At 66.3% G+C, this 24,953-nt stretch carries 22 protein-coding genes; 14 read left to right on the top strand and 8 right to left on the bottom strand.

Annotated features, from left to right (window positions below):
- The first annotated feature begins 14 nt into the window (after window positions 1-14).
- The gene (locus QXZ94_RS09110) at window positions 15-572 is read left to right on the top strand and encodes an HD domain-containing protein (protein WP_315720130.1); all 558 of its coding nucleotides are present in this window, start codon (window positions 15-17) and stop codon (window positions 570-572) included.
- 247 nt (window positions 573-819) lie between these two features.
- A complete protein-coding gene (locus QXZ94_RS09105; protein WP_315720129.1) occupies window positions 820-1,167 on the top strand; it encodes a DUF1127 domain-containing protein in 348 nt (115 codons plus the stop codon).
- 296 nt (window positions 1,168-1,463) lie between these two features.
- Here QXZ94_RS09105 and QXZ94_RS09100 read toward each other — a convergent pair whose 3' ends face one another.
- Window positions 1,464-2,075: a CinA family protein gene (locus QXZ94_RS09100; protein ID WP_315720128.1), complete on the bottom strand. Its 612-nt coding sequence runs from the start codon at window positions 2,073-2,075 to the stop codon at window positions 1,464-1,466.
- A gap of 342 nt (window positions 2,076-2,417) precedes the next feature.
- On the bottom strand, window positions 2,418-3,599 hold the full coding sequence (locus QXZ94_RS09095) for a bifunctional 2-C-methyl-D-erythritol 4-phosphate cytidylyltransferase/2-C-methyl-D-erythritol 2,4-cyclodiphosphate synthase (protein WP_315720127.1): 1,182 nt from the start codon (window positions 3,597-3,599) through the stop codon (window positions 2,418-2,420).
- A 395-nt stretch (window positions 3,600-3,994) separates the two neighbouring features.
- Here QXZ94_RS09095 and dusB point away from each other — a divergent pair, with 395 nt between their 5' ends.
- The 9 genes from dusB to QXZ94_RS09050 all read left to right on the top strand — a co-directional run bounded on the left by dusB (window position 3,995) and on the right by QXZ94_RS09050 (window position 16,536).
- Entirely contained in the window at window positions 3,995-4,996 is a 1,002-nt protein-coding gene (gene dusB / locus QXZ94_RS09090; RefSeq protein WP_315726168.1) for a tRNA dihydrouridine synthase DusB, read from the top strand.
- The gene (locus tag QXZ94_RS09085; protein WP_315720126.1) at window positions 4,993-6,168 is read left to right on the top strand and encodes a nitrogen regulation protein NR(II); all 1,176 of its coding nucleotides are present in this window, start codon (window positions 4,993-4,995) and stop codon (window positions 6,166-6,168) included. The genes dusB and QXZ94_RS09085 overlap by 4 nt, the downstream gene beginning before the upstream one ends.
- Before the next feature lie 9 nt (window positions 6,169-6,177).
- On the top strand, window positions 6,178-7,620 hold the full coding sequence (gene ntrC, locus QXZ94_RS09080; protein WP_172108835.1) for a nitrogen regulation protein NR(I): 1,443 nt from the start codon (window positions 6,178-6,180) through the stop codon (window positions 7,618-7,620).
- A gap of 178 nt (window positions 7,621-7,798) precedes the next feature.
- Window positions 7,799-10,141 (top strand): PAS domain-containing sensor histidine kinase, encoded by a 2,343-nt coding sequence (locus QXZ94_RS09075; RefSeq protein ID WP_315720125.1) that lies wholly within the window; start codon window positions 7,799-7,801, stop codon window positions 10,139-10,141.
- Between the two features lie 17 nt (window positions 10,142-10,158).
- On the top strand, window positions 10,159-11,529 hold the full coding sequence (locus QXZ94_RS09070) for a sigma-54-dependent transcriptional regulator (protein ID WP_172108838.1): 1,371 nt from the start codon (window positions 10,159-10,161) through the stop codon (window positions 11,527-11,529).
- A gap of 271 nt (window positions 11,530-11,800) precedes the next feature.
- Entirely contained in the window at window positions 11,801-12,049 is a 249-nt protein-coding gene (gene hfq / locus QXZ94_RS09065; protein WP_006613906.1) for an RNA chaperone Hfq, read from the top strand.
- An 11-nt stretch (window positions 12,050-12,060) separates the two neighbouring features.
- The gene (gene hflX, locus QXZ94_RS09060; RefSeq protein WP_315720124.1) at window positions 12,061-13,440 is read left to right on the top strand and encodes a GTPase HflX; all 1,380 of its coding nucleotides are present in this window, start codon (window positions 12,061-12,063) and stop codon (window positions 13,438-13,440) included.
- A 198-nt stretch (window positions 13,441-13,638) separates the two neighbouring features.
- On the top strand, window positions 13,639-14,562 hold the full coding sequence (locus QXZ94_RS09055; RefSeq protein ID WP_315720123.1) for a hypothetical protein: 924 nt from the start codon (window positions 13,639-13,641) through the stop codon (window positions 14,560-14,562).
- A gap of 30 nt (window positions 14,563-14,592) precedes the next feature.
- Complete coding sequence (locus tag QXZ94_RS09050; protein ID WP_315720122.1) at window positions 14,593-16,536, top strand: D-Ala-D-Ala carboxypeptidase family metallohydrolase; 1,944 nt, start codon at window positions 14,593-14,595, stop codon at window positions 16,534-16,536.
- Window positions 16,537-16,590: 54 nt separating this feature from the next.
- On the opposite strand, the gene mazG is transcribed toward QXZ94_RS09050, so the two are convergent.
- Complete coding sequence (gene mazG, locus QXZ94_RS09045; RefSeq protein ID WP_315720121.1) at window positions 16,591-17,409, bottom strand: nucleoside triphosphate pyrophosphohydrolase; 819 nt, start codon at window positions 17,407-17,409, stop codon at window positions 16,591-16,593.
- A gap of 132 nt (window positions 17,410-17,541) precedes the next feature.
- On the opposite strand from mazG, the gene queC reads away from it, so the two are divergent.
- Complete coding sequence (gene queC, locus QXZ94_RS09040; RefSeq protein WP_315720120.1) at window positions 17,542-18,252, top strand: 7-cyano-7-deazaguanine synthase QueC; 711 nt, start codon at window positions 17,542-17,544, stop codon at window positions 18,250-18,252.
- A 54-nt stretch (window positions 18,253-18,306) separates the two neighbouring features.
- On the opposite strand, the gene QXZ94_RS09035 is transcribed toward queC, so the two are convergent.
- The 4 genes from QXZ94_RS09035 to nthA all read right to left on the bottom strand — a co-directional run bounded on the left by QXZ94_RS09035 (window position 18,307) and on the right by nthA (window position 20,980).
- A complete protein-coding gene (locus QXZ94_RS09035; protein WP_315720119.1) occupies window positions 18,307-19,119 on the bottom strand; it encodes a hypothetical protein in 813 nt (270 codons plus the stop codon).
- Window positions 19,120-19,284: 165 nt separating this feature from the next.
- Window positions 19,285-19,674: a nitrile hydratase accessory protein gene (locus tag QXZ94_RS09030; RefSeq protein WP_172182905.1), complete on the bottom strand. Its 390-nt coding sequence runs from the start codon at window positions 19,672-19,674 to the stop codon at window positions 19,285-19,287.
- Entirely contained in the window at window positions 19,671-20,330 is a 660-nt protein-coding gene (gene nthB / locus QXZ94_RS09025) for a nitrile hydratase subunit beta (RefSeq protein ID WP_172182903.1), read from the bottom strand. The genes QXZ94_RS09030 and nthB overlap by 4 nt, the downstream gene beginning before the upstream one ends.
- Complete coding sequence (gene nthA, locus QXZ94_RS09020) at window positions 20,330-20,980, bottom strand: nitrile hydratase subunit alpha (protein WP_315726166.1); 651 nt, start codon at window positions 20,978-20,980, stop codon at window positions 20,330-20,332. Before nthA ends, nthB begins: the two co-directional genes overlap by 1 nt.
- 196 nt (window positions 20,981-21,176) lie before the next feature.
- Here nthA and QXZ94_RS09015 point away from each other — a divergent pair, with 196 nt between their 5' ends.
- A complete protein-coding gene (locus QXZ94_RS09015; protein ID WP_315720118.1) occupies window positions 21,177-22,637 on the top strand; it encodes a GH1 family beta-glucosidase in 1,461 nt (486 codons plus the stop codon).
- 228 nt (window positions 22,638-22,865) lie between these two features.
- A complete protein-coding gene (locus tag QXZ94_RS09010; RefSeq protein ID WP_315720117.1) occupies window positions 22,866-23,762 on the top strand; it encodes a hypothetical protein in 897 nt (298 codons plus the stop codon).
- A gap of 45 nt (window positions 23,763-23,807) precedes the next feature.
- Here the strand turns inward: QXZ94_RS09010 and QXZ94_RS09005 are convergent, their stop codons facing one another.
- Window positions 23,808-24,623: a hypothetical protein gene (locus QXZ94_RS09005; RefSeq protein ID WP_315720116.1), complete on the bottom strand. Its 816-nt coding sequence runs from the start codon at window positions 24,621-24,623 to the stop codon at window positions 23,808-23,810.
- Between the last annotated feature and the right edge of the window lie 330 nt (window positions 24,624-24,953).

Below are 24,953 nucleotides of genomic sequence, written 5' to 3'. Positions count from 1 at the left end.
AAGAAAGCGAACCGATGTCACTCTCGACAATCTACGACGACGCGCTGGTCTATGCAGCGCAGCTGCATCGCAGCCAATTCCGCAAGGGCAGCAACGTGCCCTACATCGCGCATCTGCTGAGCGTCTCCAGCCGTGTGCTGTCCGCCGGCGGCAGCGAGGTGCAGGCGATCGCCGGCCTGCTGCACGACGCGGCGGAGGATCAGGGCGGTCAGCCGACGCTGGACGTGATCCGGCGGCGGTTCGGCGACGGCGTCGCCGACATCGTCGCGGACTGCACGGATTCCTGGGTCGAGCCGAAACCACTCTGGCGTCCGCGGAAGGAAGCCTATCTCGCGAAACTGCCGGACAAGCCGGCGTCATCGCTCCTGGTCTCGCTCGCCGACAAGGTCGACAATGCCGAGGCAATCGCGCGCGATCTCGACGAAGTCGGCGAGATGGTGTGGCAACGCTTCACCGGCGGCAAGGACGGGACGATCTGGTACTACCAAACGCTGAGCAACATCTTCGATCAGGCGTTGCCGGGATCGTTGGCGCGGCAGCTTGCGCGGGCGGTGGACACGTTTCCGGCCTGACAGATTGGACAGGGCGGGTGCCGATCTTTGGCCGGACCGGCAGATGACAACCTCAGATCGATCAGCTATAGAGCCAACCATGATCACCGTCGCCACCCATCGTTTCGGTCGTTGGACGCACCGTAGCTCGCGGGCGGCGGGAGGATCACGCGCAATCTGATGAATTGCAGTTTTTGATCCGAACAGCCGCCAGGAACCTGGCGGCTTTTTTGTTGCCGGCAGGTTCTTCTTTTCAAGGGAGTCCGCCATGCAGAGCACGACCGACGATCCGAGCCTCAGCGCCATCGGCACGCGCGGATTTCGTGGTGTCGCGCATGGGCCGCGGATCTTCGAGCGCGGTCGCGATCGCTCCGCGCGACGTCCTGCTTCGCCGAAGCCTGGAGGCAACGTCTACTACTTGCCGCATGTGGTTGCCGACCCCGCCCGCGCTGAGCCCGAGTCAAAATCGCTGCTTCGGCTCTGGTGGGCACGCTGGAGCGAGCGTCGCCGCTTCGCCATGGAGCTGCCCTGGCTCGCCGACGAAGTGCTGGAGGACTACGGCCTGACGCGCGACGAAGCGCGGCGGCTGTGCCGGCGGCCGTTCTGGCGCGCATGAGGACTTCGAGCTGAGACCGAGGTGGCGGCCCACCCACAATTGTCATCCCGGGCAAGCTGGAACGGCGCGAAGCGCAGTGGAGGCGCCGACCCGGGGTCCATACGCCGCAGCAGGTGTGGTGGAATGAGATCTGAGCCACCGACGTGCCGCCACACGGGATCCTGTGGTTTTGGATCCCCGCTTTCGCGGGGATGACGACGGAGGGTGAGGCGGCAGACGAGATCAAGGCCATATGGGCCAAGCACGGTCTCTGAGGCTTCGCTTCACGACTCGTGCGGCCCGCATCCTGTGGCCAGTCAAGTCCGTGGCCGTCTCGGCCGCTTCACCGGATGCAGCCGCGGCGCCCGTGCCACGCGCGGACGCAGCCGGGTCGCCGCCGCGCGCTTTGGCTTGGCCGGCACCTTCGGCCTCGCCAGTTCCATCAGCATGCGCAGTGCCTCGATCACCGACCGTGTCCGCACCGTGCTGCGGCCGATGGCACCAAAACGGTGTTCGCGGTGGGTGATGCGGCCGTCGCGGGCGGCGACGGCGAAATGCACGAGGCCGACCGGCTTGCCGGGGGTGGCACCGCCGGGGCCGGCGATGCCGGTGATGGCCACCGCGAGGTCGACGTCGGCGCGTTCGAGCGCGCCGACGGCCATCTGGATCGCGGTCTCCTTGGAGACGGCGCCGAAGGTCTGCAGGGTCGAGGCCTCGACGCCGAGCATCGCGCGCTTGGCCTCGTTGGAGTAGGTGACGAAGCCGCGGTCGATGACGTCGGAGGAGCCGGGGATCTCGGTCAGCGCGGCGGCGACCAGGCCGCCGGTGCAGGACTCGGCGGTGGCGATCATCAGCTTGCGCGACCGGCAGAGGTCGAGCAGCGAGCGGGCCAGCGCGCTGGTGGAGCCGATTTGACGTTCGCTCGCCATGTCCCCGCTTATCCTCGAACTGATAGCTACCTCAGAATGACCTCACCGAATGAGACGGCGTTCGATGAGTTCGAAGCGCTGCCGCGATCTCCACCTCTCCCCGCCTGCGGGGAGAGGTCGGATTGCATCGTCAGATGCGATCCGGGTGAGGGGGTACAGGTCCACCAACACGCACCACCCGTGCGGCTGCCCCTCACCCCAACCCTCTCCCCGTAAGAACGGGGCGAGGGGGCGCACCGCGGTCGCGGTGATAGCGTGACTCAAACTCTGATTGGACCGATCTTGTAACGCGCGTCAGCAGTCAAAGTTTGCCGCTGCTTCAGATCAATCCAATCTCACTGACTACACACCCCACGGCAACCTGACCGTCGCGCTCGCCGTCGCTGCGATGCCTTCCTCGCGGCCGGTGAAGCCGAGGCGTTCGCTGGTGGTGGCTTTCACCGCGATGCGGGAGATGTCGACGCCGGAGATCTCGGCGATGCGGGCGCGCATCTGGTCGCGGAGAGGGCCGATCTTCGGGCGCTCGCAGATCATCGTGACCTCGAGATTTGCGACGCGGCCGCCGCGGGCGGTGACGCGCTCGATGGCGTATTTCAGGAACTGGTCGGAGGAGGCGCCCTTCCACTTCATGTCGGAGGGCGGGAAGTGCGAGCCGATGTCGCCGTCGGCCAGGGCGCCCAAAATTGCATCAACCAGAGCGTGCAGGCCGACGTCGCCGTCGGAGTGGGCCAGGAAGCCCTTGCTATGCGGCACACGCAGGCCGCACAGCCAGACATGGTCGCCTTCGCCGAAGGCGTGGACGTCGTAGCCGGTGCCGGTCCTGATGTCACCGAGCGAGGCTGCCAGCCGCGCTTCCTCGCGCACGAAATCTTCCGGGGTGGTGAGCTTCATGTTGGCAACATCGCCCTCAAAGGTCGCGACGGTCAATCCCGCCCATTCGGCAATCGCCGCATCATCTGTGAACTCGGTGAGGCCCTCGCGCGCGGCGCGGCGATGCGCCTCGAGGATCGCCTCGAACTTGAAGGTCTGCGGAGTCTGCGCAATGCGCAGCTTGGCGCGCTCCGGCGTCGCGGTGATGTCACCGCCGGCGCCGACCTCCTTGATCGTGTCGGTGACCGGCACGACGGGGATCGCGGCGCCGGTCTTGTTCGCAGCTTGAATCGCGCGCGAGATCACCGCCGGCGTCACGAAGGGGCGGGCGGCGTCGTGGATCAGCACGATCTCCGGCTTGTGCGGCACCAGCGCTTCGAGTCCTGATAGCACCGAGGCCTGGCGCGTCGCGCCGCCATGCGCGGGCGCCTCGTGGCGCAGGCCCGATACCGCGGCATTGAAGACGTCGATGTCATCGGGGTTCACCACCGGCTGCACGACGGCCACGTCGGGATGATCCGCGAACGCCGCGAGCGCGCGATGGATGACGGTGCGGCCGCCGATCGTGCGGTATTGCTTCGGACCGCCGGCGCCGGCACGCAGGCCGCGTCCGGCCGCGACGAGAATGGCTGCAGTCCGCTGAGAAGTCGTCATGGGAACAGGGTATCGGTGCTGAGGAGATGAGGAAGCGGTGAATGGTCGCGGCTTCTTACATCTGCAGAGGATGTTAAGCGAGCAGGATCACACATTGCATGAGCGGCGGCTGCAAGCCCGACGCAGGTGCAGGACGCATCGTGGGTCCGACGACCGGCTCGCGGAGGTCGCCCGCGAGCCATGCAAAAATCCGGCGGCTCAAGGGTTTACCATGACTGCCGAACAAGCATATTTTGCTGCACTGCACTTGAAATGCTGGGGGTTTTGGCTAAAGTGTAGGCATGACGCTTGACTGCCCAAGAATTGTGCTCAAGAGTGCAGGCAGACGCAATGATGCGTCGGAAGAGCTTTAAGAGTCGTTCGTGACCGGTCCGGCCAATACACCTGCCAACGCTTTGAAGATAGGCGACGTTTCGCTCGCGAACCGGGCCATTCTCGCGCCGATGTCGGGCATCACCGACGCGCCGTTCCGCCGACTCGCGGCCGAGCTCGGTGCCGGGCTGGTGGTGTCCGAAATGACCGCAAGCGACGATCTGGTGCGCGGGCGCTGGATATCCCGGTTGCGCTGCGAGGCCAGCGGCATCGGGCCGCATGTGGTGCAGCTCGCCGGCTGCGAGGCCCGCTGGATGGCCGAGGGCGCCAAGGTCGCCGAGGATGGCGGCGCCGACATCATCGACATCAACATGGGCTGCCCGGCGCGGCACGTCACCGGCGGCCAGTCCGGCTCGGCGCTGATGCGCGATCTCGACCATGCGCTGACCCTGATCGAGGCGACGGTCGAGGCTGTCGACGTGCCGGTCACCCTGAAGATGCGACTCGGCTGGGACGAGCGCAGCCTGAATGCGCCGGAGCTGGCGCGCCGCGCCGAAGCCGCCGGCGTGCAGCTGATCACCGTGCACGGCCGCACGCGTCAGCAGTTCTACAAGGGCGAGGCGGACTGGAGCGCGGTGCGCGCGGTGAAGGACGCCGTCGATCTGCCGGTCGTCGTCAACGGCGACATCACCACCTACGCGGATGCGCGCGAGGCGCTCGACGCCTCCGGCGCCGATGCCGTGATGATCGGCCGCGGCGCGCAGGGCGCCCCCTGGCTGCCGGGCCAGATCGGCCGCCGCCTCGACGGCGGCGCGGAGGAGGGTGCGCCCGAGCTGACGCAGCAGCTTGGTCTTCTCACCGCACTCTATGACGAGATCTGCCGCCACTACGGCGAGCGGGTCGGCCTGCGCCACGCCCGCAAGCATCTCGGCTGGGGGCTCGACGTCGCCGCCCGGCACGCCGACGCGCCTGCCGAAAAACTGAAGGCGTGGCGCGAGCGTATCCTGACATCCGAGCAGCCGTCCCTGGTGCATCGGGCGCTGCGTGACGCCTTCGACGATTTTGCCTGGAGTGCAGCCGCATGAGCTCAGCCGCAGAACAGCGCAAGCGCCTTCCCTCGGATGGCGACGCCATCCTCAACGCTCTGCCGAATCCGGTGCTCGTCATCGGCCCGGACGGCATGATCATGGACGCCAACATGGCGGCGGAATCGTTCTTCGATTCCTCGACGCAGTTTCTGCAGCGGCAGTCGCTGAAGAAGCTGGTGCCGTTCGGCTCGCCGCTGCTGGCGCTGATCGATCAGGTGCGGACGACCAGCGCGCCGGTCAACGAGTACAAGGTCGATCTGGGCACGCCGCGCACCGGCGCCGACCGGCTCGTCGATCTTCACGTTGCCCCCTTGCCGGAGCGGCCGGGCCATATCGTGGTGATGCTGCAGGAGCGCACCATCGCCGACAAGATGGACCGCCAGCTCACCCACCGCAGCGCCGCGCGCTCGGTGATCGCGCTGGCCGCGATGCTGGCGCATGAGATCAAGAACCCGTTGTCGGGCATCCGCGGCGCCGCGCAGCTGCTGGAGCAGCAGGCCTCCTCCGAGGACCGCATGCTGACCCGGCTGATCTGCGACGAGGCCGACCGCATCGTCACCCTGGTGGACCGCATGGAGGTGTTCGGCGACGACCGCCCGGTGGCGCGCGGGCCGGTCAACATCCACTCCGTGCTCGATCACGTGAAGCGGCTGGCGCAGTCCGGCTTCGCCCGCAACATCCGCTTCATCGAGGACTACGACCCGTCGCTGCCGCCGGTGCTCGCCAACCAGGACCAGCTGATCCAGGTGTTTTTGAACCTGGTCAAGAACGCCGCCGAGGCGGTCGTCGACCTCGGCTCCGATGCGGAGATTCAGCTTACCACGGCGTTCCGCCCGGGTGTGCGGCTGTCGGTGCCCGGCAAGAAGTCGCGGGTGTCGCTGCCGCTGGAGTTCTGCGTCAAGGACAACGGCCCCGGCGTGCCGGAAGACCTGATGCCGAATTTGTTCGATCCGTTCGTGACCACCAAGCCGACCGGAAGCGGCCTCGGTCTTGCATTGGTCGCCAAGATCATCGGCGACCATGGCGGGATCATCGAGTGCGAGTCGCAGCCGCGCAAGACGACCTTCCGGGTGCTGATGCCGATGTACAGCGCTAGCAAACAACCAGACCACAGCAATCGCGATGACGTTTCGGGGACGCCGTTGCATGCCTCTCAGGGATCAAATTGAGGACCACCCATGCCTGCAGGTAGCATTCTCGTTGCCGACGACGATACGGCCATCCGCACGGTCCTGAACCAGGCGCTGTCACGCGCCGGCTACGAGGTGCGGCTGACCGGCAACGCCGCCACCTTGTGGCGCTGGGTGAGCCAGGGCGAGGGCGATCTCGTCATCACCGACGTGGTGATGCCCGACGAGAACGCGTTCGACCTCTTGCCGCGGATCAAGAAGATGCGGCCGAACCTGCCGGTCATCGTGATGAGCGCGCAGAACACCTTCATGACCGCGATCAAGGCCTCCGAGCGCGGCGCCTATGAGTATCTGCCGAAGCCGTTCGACCTGAAGGAGCTGATCGCGATCGTCGGCCGCGCGCTGGCCGAGCCGAAGGAGCGGGCGGCGAGCCAGCCCGATGACAGCGAGTTCGAATCGATCCCGCTGGTCGGCCGCTCGCCAGCGATGCAGGACATCTACCGCGTGCTCGCGCGGCTGATGCAGACCGATCTCACGGTGATGATCTCCGGTGAGAGCGGCACCGGCAAGGAGCTGGTGGCGCGCGCGCTGCACGATTACGGCAAGCGCCGCAACGGTCCGTTCGTCGCCGTCAACATGGCGGCGATCCCGCGCGACCTGATCGAATCGGAATTGTTCGGCCACGAGCGCGGCGCCTTCACCGGGGCCAACACCCGCGCCTCCGGCCGCTTCGAGCAGGCCGAGGGCGGCACGCTGTTTCTCGACGAGATCGGCGACATGCCGATGGAGGCGCAGACGCGGCTTTTGCGCGTGCTGCAGCAGGGCGAGTACACCACCGTCGGCGGCCGCACCCCGATCAAGACCGACGTGCGTATCGTCGCGGCGTCGAACAAGGACCTGCGCATCCTGATCCAGCAGGGTCTGTTCCGGGAAGATCTGTTCTTCCGCCTCAACGTCGTGCCGCTGCGGCTGCCGCCGCTGCGCGAGCGCATCGAGGATCTGCCGGATCTCGTCCGCCACTTCTTCGCGCTGGCCGAGAAGGACGGGCTGCCGCCGAAGAAGCTCGATGCCGCCGCGCTCGAACGGCTCAAGCAGCACCGCTGGCCGGGCAACGTCCGCGAGCTGGAGAATCTCGCCCGCCGCCTCGCCGCGCTGTATCCGCAGGACGTCATCACCGCGTCGGTGATCGACGGCGAGCTGGCGCCGCCGGCGGTGACCACCGGCTCCAACACGCCAACCTCGATCGACAATCTCGGCGGCGCGGTAGAAGCGTACCTGTCATCGCATTTCCAGGGATTTCCGAACGGCGTGCCGCCGCCGGGCCTGTATCACCGCATCCTGAAGGAAATCGAGATCCCGCTGCTCACGGCCGCGCTGGCGGCGACACGGGGAAATCAGATCCGCGCGGCCGATCTGCTCGGCCTCAACCGCAACACGCTGCGCAAGAAGATCCGTGACCTCGACATCCAGGTCTACCGCAGCGGCGGATGATGACGGTTAAATAATACCATACCGGGGCGGCCGGGACGGCCGCAGATGAGAAATATTGTAGACAAATCCGCGACGCCCTCCCGCGCCGCGGATTTGTCGCAATTTGGCAACAGCGTGGTAGGAATGCATCAGTCCGATTCCCGGACGTGCCGCGTTCAGCATCACACCAATTGCCGGAATGACCAGCGCAGAGGCCTCGGCCACCCCCTTCGACTCCTCGTCCGCCGATGGCCGGCGCTGGACCTGGCGCACCTGGCTGGCGCCGGTGGCGGTCGGGCTCGCACTGCTGTCGGCCTTTTTGACCTTCATCGTGCTGGTGGGCCTGAGCCCGATCGAGCCGACGCCCGAGGTCGTCAGCACCTTCCTGCTGATCGACGCCGGAACGATCCTGATCCTGGTCGGGATCATCATCCGCGAGGTCTGGCAGATGGTCCAGGCACGGCGGCGGGGCCGGGCCGCGGCGCGACTGCACGTCCAGATCGTCAGCCTGTTCTCGGTGATCGCGGTGCTGCCGGCCGTGCTGGTGTCGCTGGTCGCCAACGTCACCATCGACCGCGGCCTCGACCGGCTGTTCTCCGGCCCTGCCAAGGAGGCGATCCAGAACTCGCTGACGGTGGCCCGCGCCTACACCTATGAGCATGCCCAGCTGATCCGCGGCGACATCCTCGGCATGGCCAACGACATCGCGCACGCCCGGCCGCTCTACGACCAGGACCGCGGCACGTTCCGCGAGCTGCTCACCGCCAGCGCCGCCTCGCGCAATCTGCCGGGCGCGATGCTGATCGACAAGGACCGCAACGTCCTGGAGACGGCGGAGACCGGCATCCAGCAGACCTTCCAGACGCCGCCGGCCGACTTCCTCAGCAACGTCAACGAGACCGAGCCGCAGATCGCGGTGTTCCCCGACGCCAACTACGTCGCCGCCGTGATCCGCCTGCGCGCCTTCAACGACACCTTTCTCTACGTCGCGCGGCTGCTCGATCCGCGGGTGATCGCGCAGCTCAAGCAGACCGAGACCTCGGTCGCCGAATACGCCCAGGTCGAGTCGCGCCGCCTCGGCATCCAGGTCGCTTTCGCCCTGATGTTCGCGGTGATCGCGCTGACCATCCTGATGGCCTCGGTGCTGATCGGATTGAACTTCGCCAACTGGCTGGTGTCGCCGATCCGGCAGCTGATGAACGCCGCGCACACGGTTGCGACCGGCGATCTCAACGTCCGGGTCCCGGAGCATCGCTCCGAGGGTGATCTCGCCCAGCTCGGCCACACCTTCAACAAGATGACGCAGGAGCTGCGCACCCAGCGCGACGAGCTGGTCAGCGCCAGCGAACTGATCGACAGCCGGCGGCGCTTCATCGAGGCGGTGCTGTCGTCGGCCTCCGCGGGCATCATCGGCGTCGATGCGTCCGGCAGCGTCGGCATCCTCAACCGCTCCGCCGAGAAGCTGATCGGTCATGCCGAGCAGGAGGTGCTCGATCATCCGCTGTCGGACGTGCTGCCCGAGCTCGACGACATGATGAAGACCGCGCGCGAGGGCAAGCAGCGCCTGGTGCAGGGACAGATCACGATCCAGCGCGACGGACACGAGCGCAATCTCTCGGTGCGCGTCACCGCCGAGCAGACCAACCAGGCGCGCGACAGCTACATCATCACGCTCGACGACATCACCGAGCTGGTATCGGCGCAGCGCACCTCGGCCTGGGGCGACGTCGCGCGCCGCATCGCGCATGAGATCAAGAATCCGCTGACGCCCATTCAACTCTCGGCCGAGCGGATCCGCCGCAAATTCGGCAAGGTCATCACCGAGGACAAGGCCGTATTTGAGCAATGTACCGAGACGATCGTGCGGCAGGTCGACGACATCAGGCGAATGGTCGACGAGTTCTCGCGCTTTGCGCGGATGCCGAAGCCGGTGATGGAAGGCGAGGACGTCGCCGACACGGTGCGTCAAGCGGTGTTCCTGATGAAGGTCGCGCATCCCGAGATCGATATCGAGACCGAGATCAAGCAGGACCCGCTGCGCGCGCAGTTCGACCGCCGGCTGATCTCGCAGGCGCTGACCAACATCATCAAGAACGCGACCGAGGCGATCGAGGTGGTGCCCGAGGCGGAACTCGGCAAGGGGCGCATCGACGTCGTCGCCTCGCGCGAAGGCGATGACGTGCTGATCGACGTGATCGACAATGGCATCGGCCTGCCGAAGGTGGCACGGCAGCGGCTGCTCGAGCCCTACGTCACCACGCGCGCCAAGGGCACCGGCCTCGGGCTCGCGATCGTCGGCCGTGTGCTGGAAGACCATGGCGGCAAGCTGGAGCTGAAGGACGCGTCTGACTTTCGTTCCGGTCAGCGCGGCGCCTGGATGCGGCTGCGCTTTGCGGTGTCCGGCCAGGCCGCGCAGCCCGGGGCGAAGGAGCTCGCGGCCGCTTCGAGCAATCCGCAGACGACCGAGGCCGGCGGGGAAACCGCGGGCACCGTTCAAGCGACCAATGATCAACCAAAAATCCAAGCTGCAACCGGCAGCTGACGAGACAGGCGTGACCCATGGCGAGTGATATTCTGATTGTCGACGACGAGGCCGATATCCGGGAGCTGGTGGCCGGCATCCTGGACGACGAAGGCTTCACGACTCGAACGGCTCGCGACAGCGATTCGGCGCTCGCCGAGATCGCGGGCCGCCGGCCGAATCTCGTGTTTCTCGACATCTGGCTGCAGGGCTCGAAGCTTGATGGCCTGCAGCTGCTCGAGCAGATCAAGAAGGATCACCCGGATCTGCCGGTCGTGATGATCTCCGGCCACGGCAATATCGAGACCGCGGTCGCGGCGATCAAGCGTGGCGCCTACGACTTCATCGAGAAGCCGTTCAAGTCGGACCGCCTGATCCTGGTCGCGACGCGGGCGCTGGAGACCTCGCGGTTGAAGCGCGAGGTCCGCGAGCTCAAGCAGCTGGCGCCGACGGCCAGCGCGATGACCGGACGCTCGCCGTCGATGAACCAGCTGCGCCAGACCATCGAGCGCGCCGCCAAGGCCAACAGCCGCATCCTGATCGTCGGTCCTCCCGGCTCCGGCAAGGAGCTCGCCGCGCGCACGCTGCACGCGCAGTCGCCGCGCGCCGAAGGACCGTTCGTCGTCATCAACGCCGCCGCGATCACGCCGGAACGGATGGAAGAGGAGCTGTTCGGCATCGAGCAGTCCAACGGCGAGCAGTCGCGCAAGACCGGCGCGCTCGAAGAGGCGCATGGCGGCACCTTGTTCGTCGACGAGATCGCCGACATGCCGCGGGAGACGCAGAACAAGATTCTGCGCGTTCTGGTCGATCAGACCTTCCAGCGCGCCGGCGGCACCACCAAGGTGCACGTTGACGTGCGTATCATCTCGTCGACGGCGCGGAACCTGGAGGAGGAGATCGCCAGCGGCCGCTTCCGCGAGGATCTCTATCATCGTCTCTCGGTGGTTCCGATCCGCGTGCCGCCGCTGTCGGAGCGGCGCGAGGACATTCCCGAGCTGATCGACTATTTCATGGACCAGATCTCGGTCACGACCGGCCTGCCGAAGCGGCAGATCGGCCAGGACGCAATGGCGGTGCTGCAGTCGCATGTCTGGCCCGGCAACGTCCGCCAGCTCCGCAACAACGTCGAGCGCGTGATGATTCTCGCCGCCGGCGGACCGGAGGTGATCATCACCGCCGACATGCTGCCGCCCGACGTCGGCTCGATGGTGCCGGCGATGCCGACCAGCAACAATGGCGAGCACATCATGGGGCTGCCGCTGCGCGAGGCACGCGAGGTGTTCGAGCGCGATTATCTGATCGCGCAGATCAGCCGCTTCTCCGGCAACATCTCGCGCACCGCGGAGTTCGTCGGCATGGAGCGCTCGGCTCTGCATCGCAAGCTCAAGGCGCTCGGGGTGGGGTGATCCGCGCAGGCCGGCCAAAATTGCCGAGCTGGACGAATTTACATTGGAAAAAACGTCCAGTTCCGGAATTTTACGGGCGAATCCGGTTCTTTTGGAACCGGCTTCGCTGCAAGCGGCTTGCCTAATATGCTCGCCTGTCTTCTAATCCGGCATCCCGTGGTCCCTCGAGGGGGATCTCAATGGACCATGGGCCACCTTGACGAATCCGGGGCCTGCGAACGGATCGTCGAAGGTTCAATAAGAAAAAGCACAAGACTGCGAGATAACAACAATGGCGGCAGACCGCGCACAAAACCTACAAGACACCTTTCTCAACCATGTCCGCAAAACCAAGACTCCGCTGACGATCTTTCTGGTCAATGGCGTGAAACTGCAGGGGATTGTCACATGGTTCGACAATTTCTGCCTGTTGCTCCGGCGCGACGGTCACTCGCAGCTCGTCTACAAGCATGCGATCTCCACCATCATGCCGGGCGCCCCGATCCAGCTGTTCGAAGGCGGCGAGGACGCCTCTGCGTGAGAGTAACCTGATTGGAACCCAGGGATCGCGAAGGGACCATCGGCCTTGCGAGGCCGGATGACGTCAAGACAACGGGCCGAGTCATCGTGGTCGGCCCGTATTTGCGGACACGCCGCGGTGACGACGGCGCGTCCGCCAGCCAATCCGAAATGCGAGATGTCGAGGCGCGGATCGATGAGGCCGCGGGACTGGCGCGCGCCATCAATCTCACCGTGGCCGAGTCCATCCTCGCGCTGATCGGTCAGATTCGTCCTGCGACCTATCTCGGCAAGGGCAAGGTCGACGAGATCGCCGGCGTCATCGCCAGCCAGGATGCCGAGCTGGTGGTGATGGATTGCGCGCTGTCGCCGATCCAGCAGCGCAACCTCGAGAAGGCGTGGAACACCAAGGTGCTCGATCGCACCGGACTCATCCTCGAAATCTTCGGCCGCCGGGCCAAGACCAAGGAAGGCGCGCTGCAGGTCGAGCTCGCGCATCTCAACTATCAACGCAGCCGCCTGGTGCGGTCGTGGACCCACCTCGAGCGCCAGCGCGGCGGCTTCGGCTTCATGGGGGGCCCCGGCGAGACGCAGATCGAAGCGGACCGGCGATTGATCGGCGATCGCATCACGCGACTCGAAAACGAGCTGAAGAAGGTCCAGGCGACGCGGCGGCTGCATCGCGCGGGCCGCCAGCGCGTGCCTTATCGCGTGGTCGCGCTGGTCGGTTACACCAATGCGGGCAAGTCGACACTGTTCAATCGCCTGACCCGCGCCGACGTGCAGGCCGCCGACATGCTGTTCGCAACGCTCGATCCGACGCTGCGCGCGATCGGCCTGCCGCATGGCGGCAAGGCGATGCTGTCGGACACCGTGGGCTTCATCTCCAACCTGCCGACGCAGCTCGTCGCGGCGTTCCGCGCCACGCTGGAGGAGGTGCTGGAGGCGGATGTCATCCTGCACGTCCGCGACATGTCGCATGAGGACGCCGAGGCGCAGCAGCACGATGTCGAGCTGGTGCTCAGCCAGCTCGGCATCGATCCCGAGGCGACCGACAGCCTCATCGAGGTCTGGAACAAGATCGACCGGCTCGACGACGCGGCGCGCGAGAACCTCGCCAACATCGCCAGCCGGCGGCCGCCGGAGCGGCCGTGCCTGATGGTCTCGGCCGAGACCGGGGAGGGCGTCGACGCGCTGCTGCAAGCAATCGAGGACCGCCTCGCCGCTGCGCGAACCACGCTCGACCTCACCATCGACGCCGCCGACGGCGCCGGCATCTCCTGGCTGCATCGCAACGCCGAGGTGCTCGCCAAGGAACTGCACGAGGGCCACTACGACATGACCGTGCGCGTCGACGCTACCAAGCGCGACATCGTGGTGGAGCGCTATCACGGCATTCCAAGGGTGGCGTGAGCGAGCGGTCGCCTTGGCTTTCGCTCTCCTCGCAGGAACGGTGGGAGACACCGCTCGGCGCGGACAGCACGCCCGGGTTGCGCCCGGCTCGGATATGACCTAATCTTGCCATATTGTCATCGGGGCCGGCCAGCAGAGCTCGCATGATCTCGGAGCTCCCTTAGAAGAAGAAGCTGGGTCTCGTTTGTGGGGGCAAGCGTGGCTAAGGCGTATTCGGCGGTCGCAGCACGTCTGCGGCTCGTCACAATGTTCATTGTCGGCTTGGCCCTGGCGTCTTGCGCTAGCGTTCAGGGCGTCGAGCAGTTCGAAGCCTATCGGGTCGCTTTCGACAAGACCTACGGCGCCTCGACCGCGATTCTCGATCAGCTTGCCGTTCAGGAGCGCGCGCTGTTTCTGCGCCGCTACCGTATCGATGGATCGTCGGGATCGCTGAGGTTCGATCCCAACCTCGCGCGCTATTACACTGATGCCGTCGATCCGCCCGGGACGGCCGCCTTCCGCCATTCGATCGATGCGGTCAAAGCCTACAACGAGCTCCTCTACGGACTCGCGACCGGGCAGACCGCGGCAGCGCTCACAGCAAAGGTGGGACAGCTCAACGGCAAGATCATCGATGCCGCGGGGGAGGCCGGCGCGCTGCTCGGAATCGCGAACCAGGCCAAGATCCAAGCGCTCGGCGCACTGTTGAACGCCGCCTTCACCCAGGCGCAGCCGTTGGTTCAGATGGGGCTGACCTATCAGTCGCGCGAGGAATTCAGACGCTACGTCATCGAGTATCACCAACCGGTTCGGGCCATTCTCGTCGAGCTCAGACAGGGAACAGAAGCGATCTTTCCGGTCCTCACCGCGGCCACGTTGAGGCGATCGCGGGTGGCCGTGACCGCGGCGGAAGGCAAGCTCACTCAGCAGGAGGTCGAGAAGCTGGAGACCTATCGGAAGCTGCTCGCGGACTGGGTCATCCTGCTCGATGCCACCATCAAGTCGATCGATCAGGCGAAGGCGGCCGCCGAGGCGCCGCCGACCGTGGTTGGAACCATCACGGGACTGACCACAGTCGCCATCGAACTCGAAACGGCGTCACAAGCCGCCCGCAAACATCTCGCGGAGCTGGCAGCCAAATAGCGGCCGAACCCGCGACGGGGGGACATAGTCATGGCTGAGCTGGACGATCTCATCGATGAGGCCAGGGAGAAGCTGCGCGCGGCCTATGCCGAGGCCGAGGGCAATGCGCAGGTCCAACAGGGAATACGTGAGCAGCTCATTGCGCTGGCGGATCTCCAGGAGGACATCGCGCTCGGTGAGCTGCTCAGAAGGGCCGCGATCCTCAACAAGCTCAGCGCCATTCTCGAGGCGGCCATCGAGACCATCAAGCACAACATCGCCAACTTCTTCCTGGACGACCTCAAGGAGCTGAAAGACAAGATCGACAGGAAGTCCGGCGCCGCTCCAGGACGCCCGGCCTCGCCAAATCTCGGCGGCCGACCCGCCGGACCTGTCGTGCCGCCACCTCCACCTCCGCCGCCTCCCATCCACCCACCTGCACAGATGGGCCGCGTGCTGCTTGGTCGCGCGCCGGCCGGTTGCCGCGATCCCAGCGGCCCGCTGGTCATGGCGCTCCAGGCCGCCCTGATCCGGGCCGGCCAGGCGCTCGAGCCCGACGGCGCCTTCGGAAACATCACCGCCGGAGCGCTCCGGCGCTGGCAGAAGGCGAACGGCTTCGAGGAGCATGACGGCATCGACGAGGCTCAGTGGAAAAAGCTGACGCGCAGCGACCGCTTGCCCGCTCCGTTCGATATCTGCCTCAACATCACGGCGGACTATGAAGGCACGTCGTTCGATCGCGTTGTCGGCAATTTCGACGGTGCTGGCATCACGTTCGGACTGATCGGCTTCACGCTCGCGAACGGCGAGATCGGACGTCTGCTGACCAGGATCGAGACGATGCGCCCGGGTTCGGTTGCGACGGCGTTCGGCGCGCTCTATCCGCAGCTCATGTCGATCCTGTCCGCCACCAAGGCGGAGCGTCTGGCCTGGGCCGACAGCATCTCGCTGGGTGCCAACAAATACGACGTGGCGAAGCCCTGGAAGGACGCCTTCAAGCGGGTCGGCTCCTATCCGCAAGCGAGGCGTGGCCAGATCGAGCACGCTTATGACGTCTATTGGAAGGCCGCCAGATCCCGAATATCAGACTTCATGCCAGGCAAGCCTCTGACGATGCAGGATGCCGCCTTCTGGTTCGACGCGGCCGTTCAGAACGCGCTCGACGACGAGGAGCGGGACCTGCTGAAGCAGGCAGGCCATTCCGCCGCGACGGGGAGGCAGCTGCGCGGTGACTTCGCCAAGATCATCGCCGACGGCAGCAGCCCGCGATGGCGCAGGGACGTGCGGTCCCGCAAGATGACCTTCGTCGACGGCACCGGCGCCGTTCACGGCTCGCAATACGCGCTGGACTCCTGGGGTGTCAGCAGCGCCGCAGTGGCCGCAGCCGATCTCGCGACGCCCTCGGCCATCATCGATCTGGTCAGCTCGGTGGTGACGGCGCCGCAAGACGATATCACGGCGCCCAGCGATGAAGCCGGCGAAGCCGCCATGGTGGGTGGTGCGGCACCGCTTACCGAAGCGGTAGCAGGGACCAGCCCGCATACGGGCTGGCCGCTCTATGCGAGGTTCGCCGCCTTCATCGCCCAGCTCGGCCTGCGCCATTTCGACGCCGACGAGCTGCTGTATCTCGGCAGCCAGAATGCCGGAGGCACCTGCAAGGGTCTCAACACCTATCCACCCGAAACGCTCTGGCCGAATATCGCTCCGACGGCGGCGGTGCTCGACAAGTTGCGCGAGGAGCTGAATGTTCCGATCCGTATCCTCAGTGTCTACCGGTCACCGCTCTACAACAGGTGCATCGACGGCTCGGCCGTCAACAGCTTCCACATGCAGTTCAAGGCGGTCGACTTCGCCTGCGATAGCGGCTCTCCCGCCGTCTGGGCCGCGAAGCTGAAGGAGTACCGGTCGCGCGGAGTCTTCGCCGGCGGCATCGGCGTCTACCGATCCTTCGTGCATGTCGACACCCGCGGCTACAACGCGGATTGGACGGGGTGAGAGGCCGCGCGGCTGGTTCGATCGCGGCGTGGGCAAGATACGCGAATGCGTGAACTACTTCTCCAACCGCTTCGCCTCGTTCCACAGCTCGTCCATCTCGTCGAGAGAGGCCTCAGCAAGCGTGCGTCCCTTGGCGGCGAGGGCGTGCTCGATGTGAGCGAAGCGACGTTCGAACTTGGCGTTGGTGCTGCGCAGCGCAGTCTCGGGATCGACTTGGGCGTGGCGGGCGAGGTTGACCAGCGCGAACAGCAGGTCGCCGGTCTCGGCAGTCAGCTCGGCGGCGTCCCTCTTGTCGAGCGCGGCTTCGATCTCGTCGGCCTCCTCGCGGATCTTCTGCAACACCGCGCGTGGATCGTTCCAGTCGAAGCCGACGGTGGCAGCCTTCTTCTGCAGCTCCATCGCGCGCACCAGCGCCGGCTGCCCGGCCTTGACGCCTGATAGCAGCGAGGACTTGCCGGCGTGCTCCTCGGCCGGCCGTCGCGCGGCGCGCTCGGCCTTTTCCTCGGCCTTGATGCGATCCCAATTGCCCTTGTTGGGCTTGGCGACGTTGCCGTCCGCGTCGGGAAACACATGCGGATGGCGGCGGATCATCTTCTTCGTGATGCCTTCGACGACGTCACCGAACGCGAACGCGCCTTGCTCCTCGGCGATGCGGGCGTGATACACCACCTGCAACAGGAGATCGCCAAGCTCCTCGCGCAGGTCGTCGAGATCCTCGCGCGTGATCGCATCCGCCACCTCATAGGCTTCCTCGATCGTATAGGGCGCGATCGTCTGGAAGGTCTGCTCGACGTCCCAGGGACAGCCGGTGACGGGCGTCCGCAGCGCGGCCATGATTTCGATCAGGCGTGAGATGTCGCGGGAAGGGATCATGGCAGGTCCTGACGGCGTCTTTCGATCGGCTCCTGTATGCCTCAAGCCACGCGCCGGTCCCAGCAAAAACGGCCGGAGAGCGCAGCGAGCGGCGGGTTGGCCGGGCCTGATGATGATGCTAAGCGGAGAAGCATGAGTGAACAGGATGACACGGCCCTGGTGCTGTTCTCGGGCGGGCAGGATTCGACGACCTGCCTCGCATGGGCGCTCGACCGCTTCGCCCGCGTTGAGACGATCGGATTCGCCTATGGTCAGCGCCATGCGATCGAGCTCGATTGCCGCGCCAGGCTGCTCGAAGGCCTTGCGCACATGCGCCCCGACTGGGCGGCCAAGCTCGGCTGCGAGCACACGCTGGACATTCCGACGCTGGCGGCGATTTCAGAGACCGCGCTGACGCGCGACGTCGCCATCGAGATCGGCGCCGACGGCCTGCCCAACACCTTCGTGCCGGGCCGCAACCTCGTGTTCCTGACCTTTGCTGCGGCCTTGGCCTATCGGCGCGGCATCCGCCACATCGTCGGCGGCATGTGCGAGACCGACTATTCCGGCTATCCGGACTGCCGCGATGAGACCATCAAGGCGCTGCAGACGGCGCTGAGCCTCGGCATGGCCCGTCGCTTCGAACTGCACACACCGCTGATGTGGCTGTCGAAGGCGGCGACCTGGCAGCTTGCCCATGATCTCGGGGGCAGGGGCCTCGTCGATCTCATCCGCGACCAGTCGCACACCTGCTATCTCGGCGAGCGCGGCGCACGGCACGATTGGGGGCACGGCTGCGGTCAATGTCCCGCCTGCGAGCTGCGCGCCAATGGCTGGCACGCTTATGTCGGCGGCGGGTCCTGATACGAAAGCGGGGCCATCGGGCCCCGCCTCAGGCGCAGATTGACGTGATCGAGGTCAGGCCGCTTCGTGGTCGGACGGCTCGCGCTTGCTCACGACGACGAGATCGGTGTCGGCCTCGTCATGGCTGTCGTCGTCCTGGCTGACGGCGGCGGAGGCCGCCTGGGCAGCGAGACGCGCGGTGATGTCGTCCTTCGCATCCTTGCTGCTCTTCTCCCAGGCTGGCGCGTTGAGGACGACGATGTCGTCATCGTGGCCGGCATCGGCCTCATGATCCGCGGGCACGATCGACGGCGATGTGGCCTCGACGACGCGCAGCGCGGGAGTCGCCGGCTCTGCATCGACCTCGGCTTCCGCGGGCTCGGCGGCGGGCTGCTCCGCGACCGCGGGCTCGACCGCCTCGTTCTCGGCATTGTCCTGGTCGACGTCGGCGGCCTCGGCGGCGACGGTCTCCGCGGACGCGGTCTCGCTCGCGGCCTCTGCGCCCACAGCGGCGGCCTCGGGCTTCGCGTCATCGGCGGCTGCAGCCACACTCGGCGCGGCCGCTGCATCGTCCTGCGCGGTGAGGCCGAGATGCTGCGAGATTTCCTTGATCACCCTGTCGATCGCCACGAGCACGCGATATTGCGGGATCGAGGTCATGTGCTGCTCGAACCGGGTGCGCGCATATTGCAGCGAGTCGATCACGTCGGTCGCGATCGACGAACCAGAGGCCTCCGTGCCATGCAGCGCGCCGGCCGCCTTCTCGGTCGAGTCCTCGATCAGCAGGAAGGCCTCGTATTGCGGGATCGACTTCAGCTTTTCGTGATAGTCGCGGCGCACGCTCATGAGCGTGTCGATGACGGTGGCGAAAGACTCTGGCGCGGGCATGTCGGCGTCCCCCTCAACTTCAGCACAGAAGATGCGCGGGACGCTACGGACACACTCGTGAACGTTCAATTTCGAGCAAATACGGCTCTTCGCGTCATGAATACCGGCCCGTTAAGACATGATCGTCAAATGCCGCGCAAGCTGGTCACCAGCGCTTAACGCTGCTCAGCCGGCGAAATCTTCGGGCGAGAGCTCGATCGGCTTGCCGTGGGGCGTGCGGTCGGCGGCGTGATCCCAGGCGTCGCGGTAACGGGCAAGGTTGGCCGACGTGGTCACGCCCTTGTCCGCGACCAGGCGCTCCAGAGTCGCGAGCCAATGCCGGTAATAAGTGTCACCGCAATCGGAATCGCCTTCGGCCTGCGCGCGCGCAATCTCCTCGGCGAGCGCTGCGGCCCATTCGGGCCAGGTGAACAGCCCGCGCGCGTGCAAGGTCACCGCCATCGCGAAGGCGTGGGCCTCCCACGGCTCGCGAAACACCGGCCCGTCGGCATCGACGGGAATGCCGGGCAAGGCATGCGTCGCCGCCAGCGCGGCGTGATGATCGGGGCCCGTCATGCGCGCTCCAGATACGGCTCGAAGGCGTCGACGGTCACCTCGAGCAGCGGGTCGGGCGCATCGGCCCACAACTCGGCGCCGCTGAACGACACCGTATAGAGCCATTGCGGATCCTCACCGCCGCCATGTGCGTTGCTGTCCGGGAAGACGTGCGTCCCTCTGACCGCCTCGATGCGGCCGAGATGGCCGCGGACGTAGCGCGGCAGGCGGGTATGGGTCGGCGGATGCATGTCCTTGGCGCGCACGCGGTCGCCGACCGCAAACAGCGCGGGCCTGGTCGCCGGGCGCTCCGTCGGGCCACCCCGACGCAGTGTGCCAGCAACCTCGTCGGCCGTGAGGATGCGCGCGACGGGCTTCGGCGGATGCAGGACCTTGCCGGCGGCGAGCTCGTCGGCTTCGACGAGATGCCGCTCCTGCATGAGGCGCGCGAGACCGGCGAGCCAGATCTGGTAGTAGCTCATGCCGAGGTAATCGTCGGCCGGCCGGTTCTCGCGCGCAAAGCGCGACATGTCGATGTTCCAGCCGCCCGGCATCGCCATCGCCAGCGTGATGGCGAGCGCACGACGCTCCCACGGGGCGTGAAACACCGGCTCGTTCGGCTCGGGGCGGACCGGGCCGAAGCCGGAAGCGCCGCCCATGTCATGCGCGCCGTCCATCAGGATCGCCCCCCGGAGCGTTGCACCTCATCGGGTCGCTTCGGCAGGCCGGTGCCGATCATGCTGTCGCGCGTGACCAGCTCCGCGAGCTGTTCCTCGCTCCAGCCGTCGGTGCCTGCGGGGCGCATCGGCAACACGAAATAGCGGATTTCCGCGGTCGAATCCCAGACCCGGATCTTCGTCGTCGGCGGCAGCTCGAAGCCGAAATCCCTGAGCACGCCGCGCGGGTCCTTGACCGCCTTGGCGCGATAGGGGGCGGACTTGTACCAGACCGGCGGCAGGCCGAGCACCGGCCAGGGATAGCAGGAGCACAGGGTGCACACGACCATGTTGTGCAGATCGGGGGTGTTCTCGACCGTCACGATGTGCTCGCCCTGGCGCCCGGCATAGCCGAGCTCGCCGATGGCCGGCGTGGCATCCGACAGCAGGCGGTCACGAAAGGCCGGGTCGGCCCAGGCCCGCGCCACGACCTGGGCGCCGTTGCGGGGGCCGACCTTGCTCTCATAGGTTTCGATGAGCACATCCAGCGCGGCCGGGTCGATATAGCCCTTCTCGGTGAGGATGCTCTCGAGTGCACGGACGCGCAGCTCGGTCTCGGACAATTCCGAGTGATCGTGGTGATGGTCGTGGGGGTGATCGTGATCGGTCATGGCGTGAAAATACGGCGATCCCGCTGCACTGTCGAGCAAGGCGTTTTCCAGGTGGTGAGCCGTCGCGAAGGCACGCTGAAAATGTAACTTCATTTTCGGCGGGTTCCACCGGTTCAAATCGGCGCCGAGTTATGCTTCCTGTTGGACGATGCCTGCCGGGCAGGGGGCAAAACGACCACAGGATTGAGGTTCATCAATGCCGAACGACGTCTCCCGCCGTGATCTTGCGAAGCTGGCCGGACTGGCTGCCCTCGGGGCGGCGAACGGGCCAGCGCAAGCCGAGGAGGCCGCCGTGAGGGAAGATGCCAGCCGTCGTTTCCCCGCCGATTTCGTCTGGGGCACGGCGACCTCGTCCTATCAGATCGAGGGCGGCGCCACTGCCGATGGCCGCGGCCCCTCGATCTGGGACGTGTTCACGCACATTCAGGGCAACATCGAGGACGCCAGCACCGGCGACGTCGCCTGCGATCACTACAACCGCTACAAGGATGACGTGCGGCTGATCAAGGAGCTCGGCTGCCGCGCCTATCGCTTCTCGATCGCCTGGCCGCGGCTGTTTCCCGATGGCGGGCTGACGCCCAATCCGAAGGGGCTCGACTTCTACAACCGCCTGGTCGACGAGCTCCTGGCCAACGGCATCGAGCCGTACGCGACGTTGTACCATTGGGACCTGCCGCAGGCGCTGCAGGACCGCATCGGCGGCTGGCGCTCGGCCGACGCCGCCAAGGCGTTCGCGCATTATGCCGGCTACGTCGCGCAGCATCTGAGCGACCGGGTCAAGACCATCTTCACCATCAACGAATGCGGCCGCTTCATCCCGTTCGGCTACGGCCTCGGCGTCGATGCGCCCGGGCTGAAGCTGCCGCCGCAGGAGGTCAATCAGGCGCGCCATCACGTGGCGCTGGCGCACGGCCTTGCCGTCCAGTCGATCCGCGCCCAGGGACGGGCGGGCACGCGTGTCGGCATGGCCGAGAACATCACCGCCTGCCTGCCGGCGATCGATACGCCGGAGAACATCCGCGCCGCCGAGATAGCCACGCGCGAGATGAATGCCGGGTTTCTCAACGTCATCCTCGAGGGCCGCTACACCGACGGCTTCCTGGCCTGGTCGGGCAAGGATGCGCCGGTCTTCACGGCGGACGAGCTGAAGACGATCGCCGCGCCGGTCGATTTCGTCGGGCTCAACATCTACGCGCCGCAGGCCTATGTCGTGGCGTCCGACCGCGCGCCAGGCTTCGACGTGCTTCCGATGCCGGCCTCGTTTCCGCATATGAGCTCGCCGTGGCTCTTGGTCGGGCCGGAGACCGCCTATTGGGTGCCGAAGCTCGCCGCCAAGATCTGGAATCTCAAGACCATCTACATCACCGAGAACGGCACCTCGTCGGACGACATGATCACGGCCGACGGCAAGATCCACGACCTCGATCGCGTGATGTACTTGCGCAACTATCTCGCCCAGTTGCAGCGCGCGACGTCCGAAGGGGTGCCGGTGAAGGGCTATTTCCTGTGGAGCCTGATGGACAATTTCGAGTGGGTGTTCGGCTACAAGCAGCGTTTCGGCGTCTATCACGTCGACTTCGACACCCAGGTGCGCACGCCCAAGCTCAGCGCGTCCTATTATCGCCACGTCATCACGCGCAACGCCGTGAGCGCGTGAGCAGGTGGCCGCGCACGCTGGCGCCGTGCGAATGAATGACGACGTGCGGCGCTGATCGTCCCCGGACGTCGATTGATCGGCGTCAAATCTTCACGTGTTGATTGCAAACCCATGATCTGGAAAGCACACCGCGTGCGACTCTTTTGCGCGCGCGAGGTTTTCGAGGCGAAAGGACAGGAAATTTGACGTAAACCGCTGGCAGCCGGCTCCTCAACAGAGAATTCTTGCATGCAAATTTTCCTCATTCGTTCGCCCGCGCTGATTGTGCGCGCTGCGGTCCTGTCCTGCATGGTAGGCGCGATCGCGAGCTCCGGCGCCTGGGCGCAGAGTTCGGCCAGTGATGCAGACAAGGCTGCCAGCGAAAGCTCCGCGACGGCGCCGCCCGAGAAGCCCGTCGAGGCCGAGGCGAAGCCGGCGGGCGCGGACAGCAAGCCCGTGGAGCAGGCGGTGGACAAGCCCGCGGGTGCGGCCGAGCCGGAGAAGGTGGCGGCCGAAAAGCCCGCTGAACCCGCAGCACCAGCGGCCGCTGCCGTTGCGCCGACGGACACTGCAGCCGGCAAGCCCGGAGAGCCGAAGGCCGACGAGTCGACAGCAGAGTCCAAGGCTGAATCCAAGCCGGAGGCCGATGCCGCTCCCAAGCCCGCCGTCACCGAGGCCAAGCCGGCCGAGCCGGTCGTTCAGCCGGCCGCTGCCAAGGACGCCGTCGCTCCGGTCCAGGACAAGGCCGAGGAAAAGGCTGACAGCAAGCCTGCGGTCGCAGCGCCTGCCGAGAAGCCTGCCGCGGCTGCGGACGCAAAGCCAACGCCTGCTGCGGCGGAGACCAACAAGCCCGCATTGCCGTCTGCGGCCGTGGCCGCGCAGCCGACAGCCGCTCAGGACAAGCCTGCCGCCAAGCAGGACGTTGCGAGCCCGTCAGCCAAGCCCGAACGCCAGGGTCACGCGCACCATCACCATGCCAATGGCGATCAGGACAAGCCCGCCAAGCGAAAGCGCAACGCCGGCAAGAAGAGCGAGTTGAAGCGGGAGGCGAAGAGGGGCAGCGTCAGCTGCAAGACCTTCCGCACCTATGATGCGGCGAAGGGCACCTATCGCGGCTATGATGGGCAATTCCACGCCTGCTCTTGACCGCGATTGCTGGGGATCGTGCTGGCGGCCGCTGCTGATCCAGGATCAGCGCGGCAGCGGCGATTGAATGCCGGAATTGTTGCGGGTCAGGAACGTCCCGATCGTCGAGCCCTGCTGCGGCGGCTGGTTTCGCGCCAGCCCCGTCGTGGTCCGCGGTTGCGGCGTCACGACGATCTGCTGCGGCGGAGGCGGCGGCACGCCCGCGCCGCGCGCCTGCGCCGCCTGGTTCGACATCCGTGACACCAGGCGCATCAGCTGATCCTGGCCGGCCTGCAACTGCTCGATGGCCCGGGTGTGATCGCGGCTGGCCTGATCCTGCGTGGACTTGATCTGCTCGATGCCCTGCTGCAGCTCGGCGATGTCGCGCGCCATCCGCTGCATCAACGTTCCCGGCTCACGGGCGCCGTCTTCCGAGCCTCTCAACGAGGCGTTCGACATCATGGCCTCCTCGTTGCCCGGCTGGGCCGACGCCTCATCCTGTGTCCCCTCGGTCGCGCCAGGCATCCAGCGGTCCATCAACGACGAGCCGGCGTCGCGCTGCGACCAGGCGACGGATCCGCCGACCAGGACGACCAGCAGCGCGAGCCCCACGGCATTGCGGCCGCGCAACTTGCCGAGCGGTGCCTTGATGCGCGCCCAGCGGCTGCTCGCAGGACCTGCAGCGTCGCGGGTACTGGCGGCTGCGGCCGCATCCGCCGCCACGCCCGGCTTCTCGATCGCCGCCAGCCGGGTGTCGATCCGCGTCAGGACCTCGCGCAGGACCCGCCGATACAACTGATCGTAGCTGGTCTTCTCCGGCTTCTCCGGGGCGAGGCCGATCTCGCTCGGATCGATCTGTTGCACATTCTGTGTGGACTGCATTGGTGATCCCCAAACCCTGAACGCCCGCCGCCGACGCCGATTTCTCTTTGAATTTTCAAACGTGACTCGACCCGCCGCTTTGGCCGAAAGCAAGACAGCGTCGTGACGAGGAGGGGGCCTTTTCGGACAATATTCCCCCGCAGCGGTGCCTAGGAGTGGTGGGAAAGTGCTGGAAAAGCCCGAGTTTCTTGCATCGGCGTCAAGCTGGAATATGCCGGCACCTATCTGGTCTGGCGCTGGCGGCGCTTCTCGCCGTCATGACCTGCGACGTGCATGAGGTGCTCAGTCACTTGTGCGGCAGCCTGCCTGAGCCGCCGTCCGCCAAGGGCC

This window comes from Bradyrhizobium sp. SZCCHNS2022, assembly GCF_032377575.1.
In the GTDB taxonomy this organism is placed as follows: domain Bacteria; phylum Pseudomonadota; class Alphaproteobacteria; order Rhizobiales; family Xanthobacteraceae; genus Bradyrhizobium; species Bradyrhizobium aeschynomenes.
Note: the sequence above shows the minus strand (reverse complement) of the source record. Positions and strands in the feature narration are given on the sequence as shown.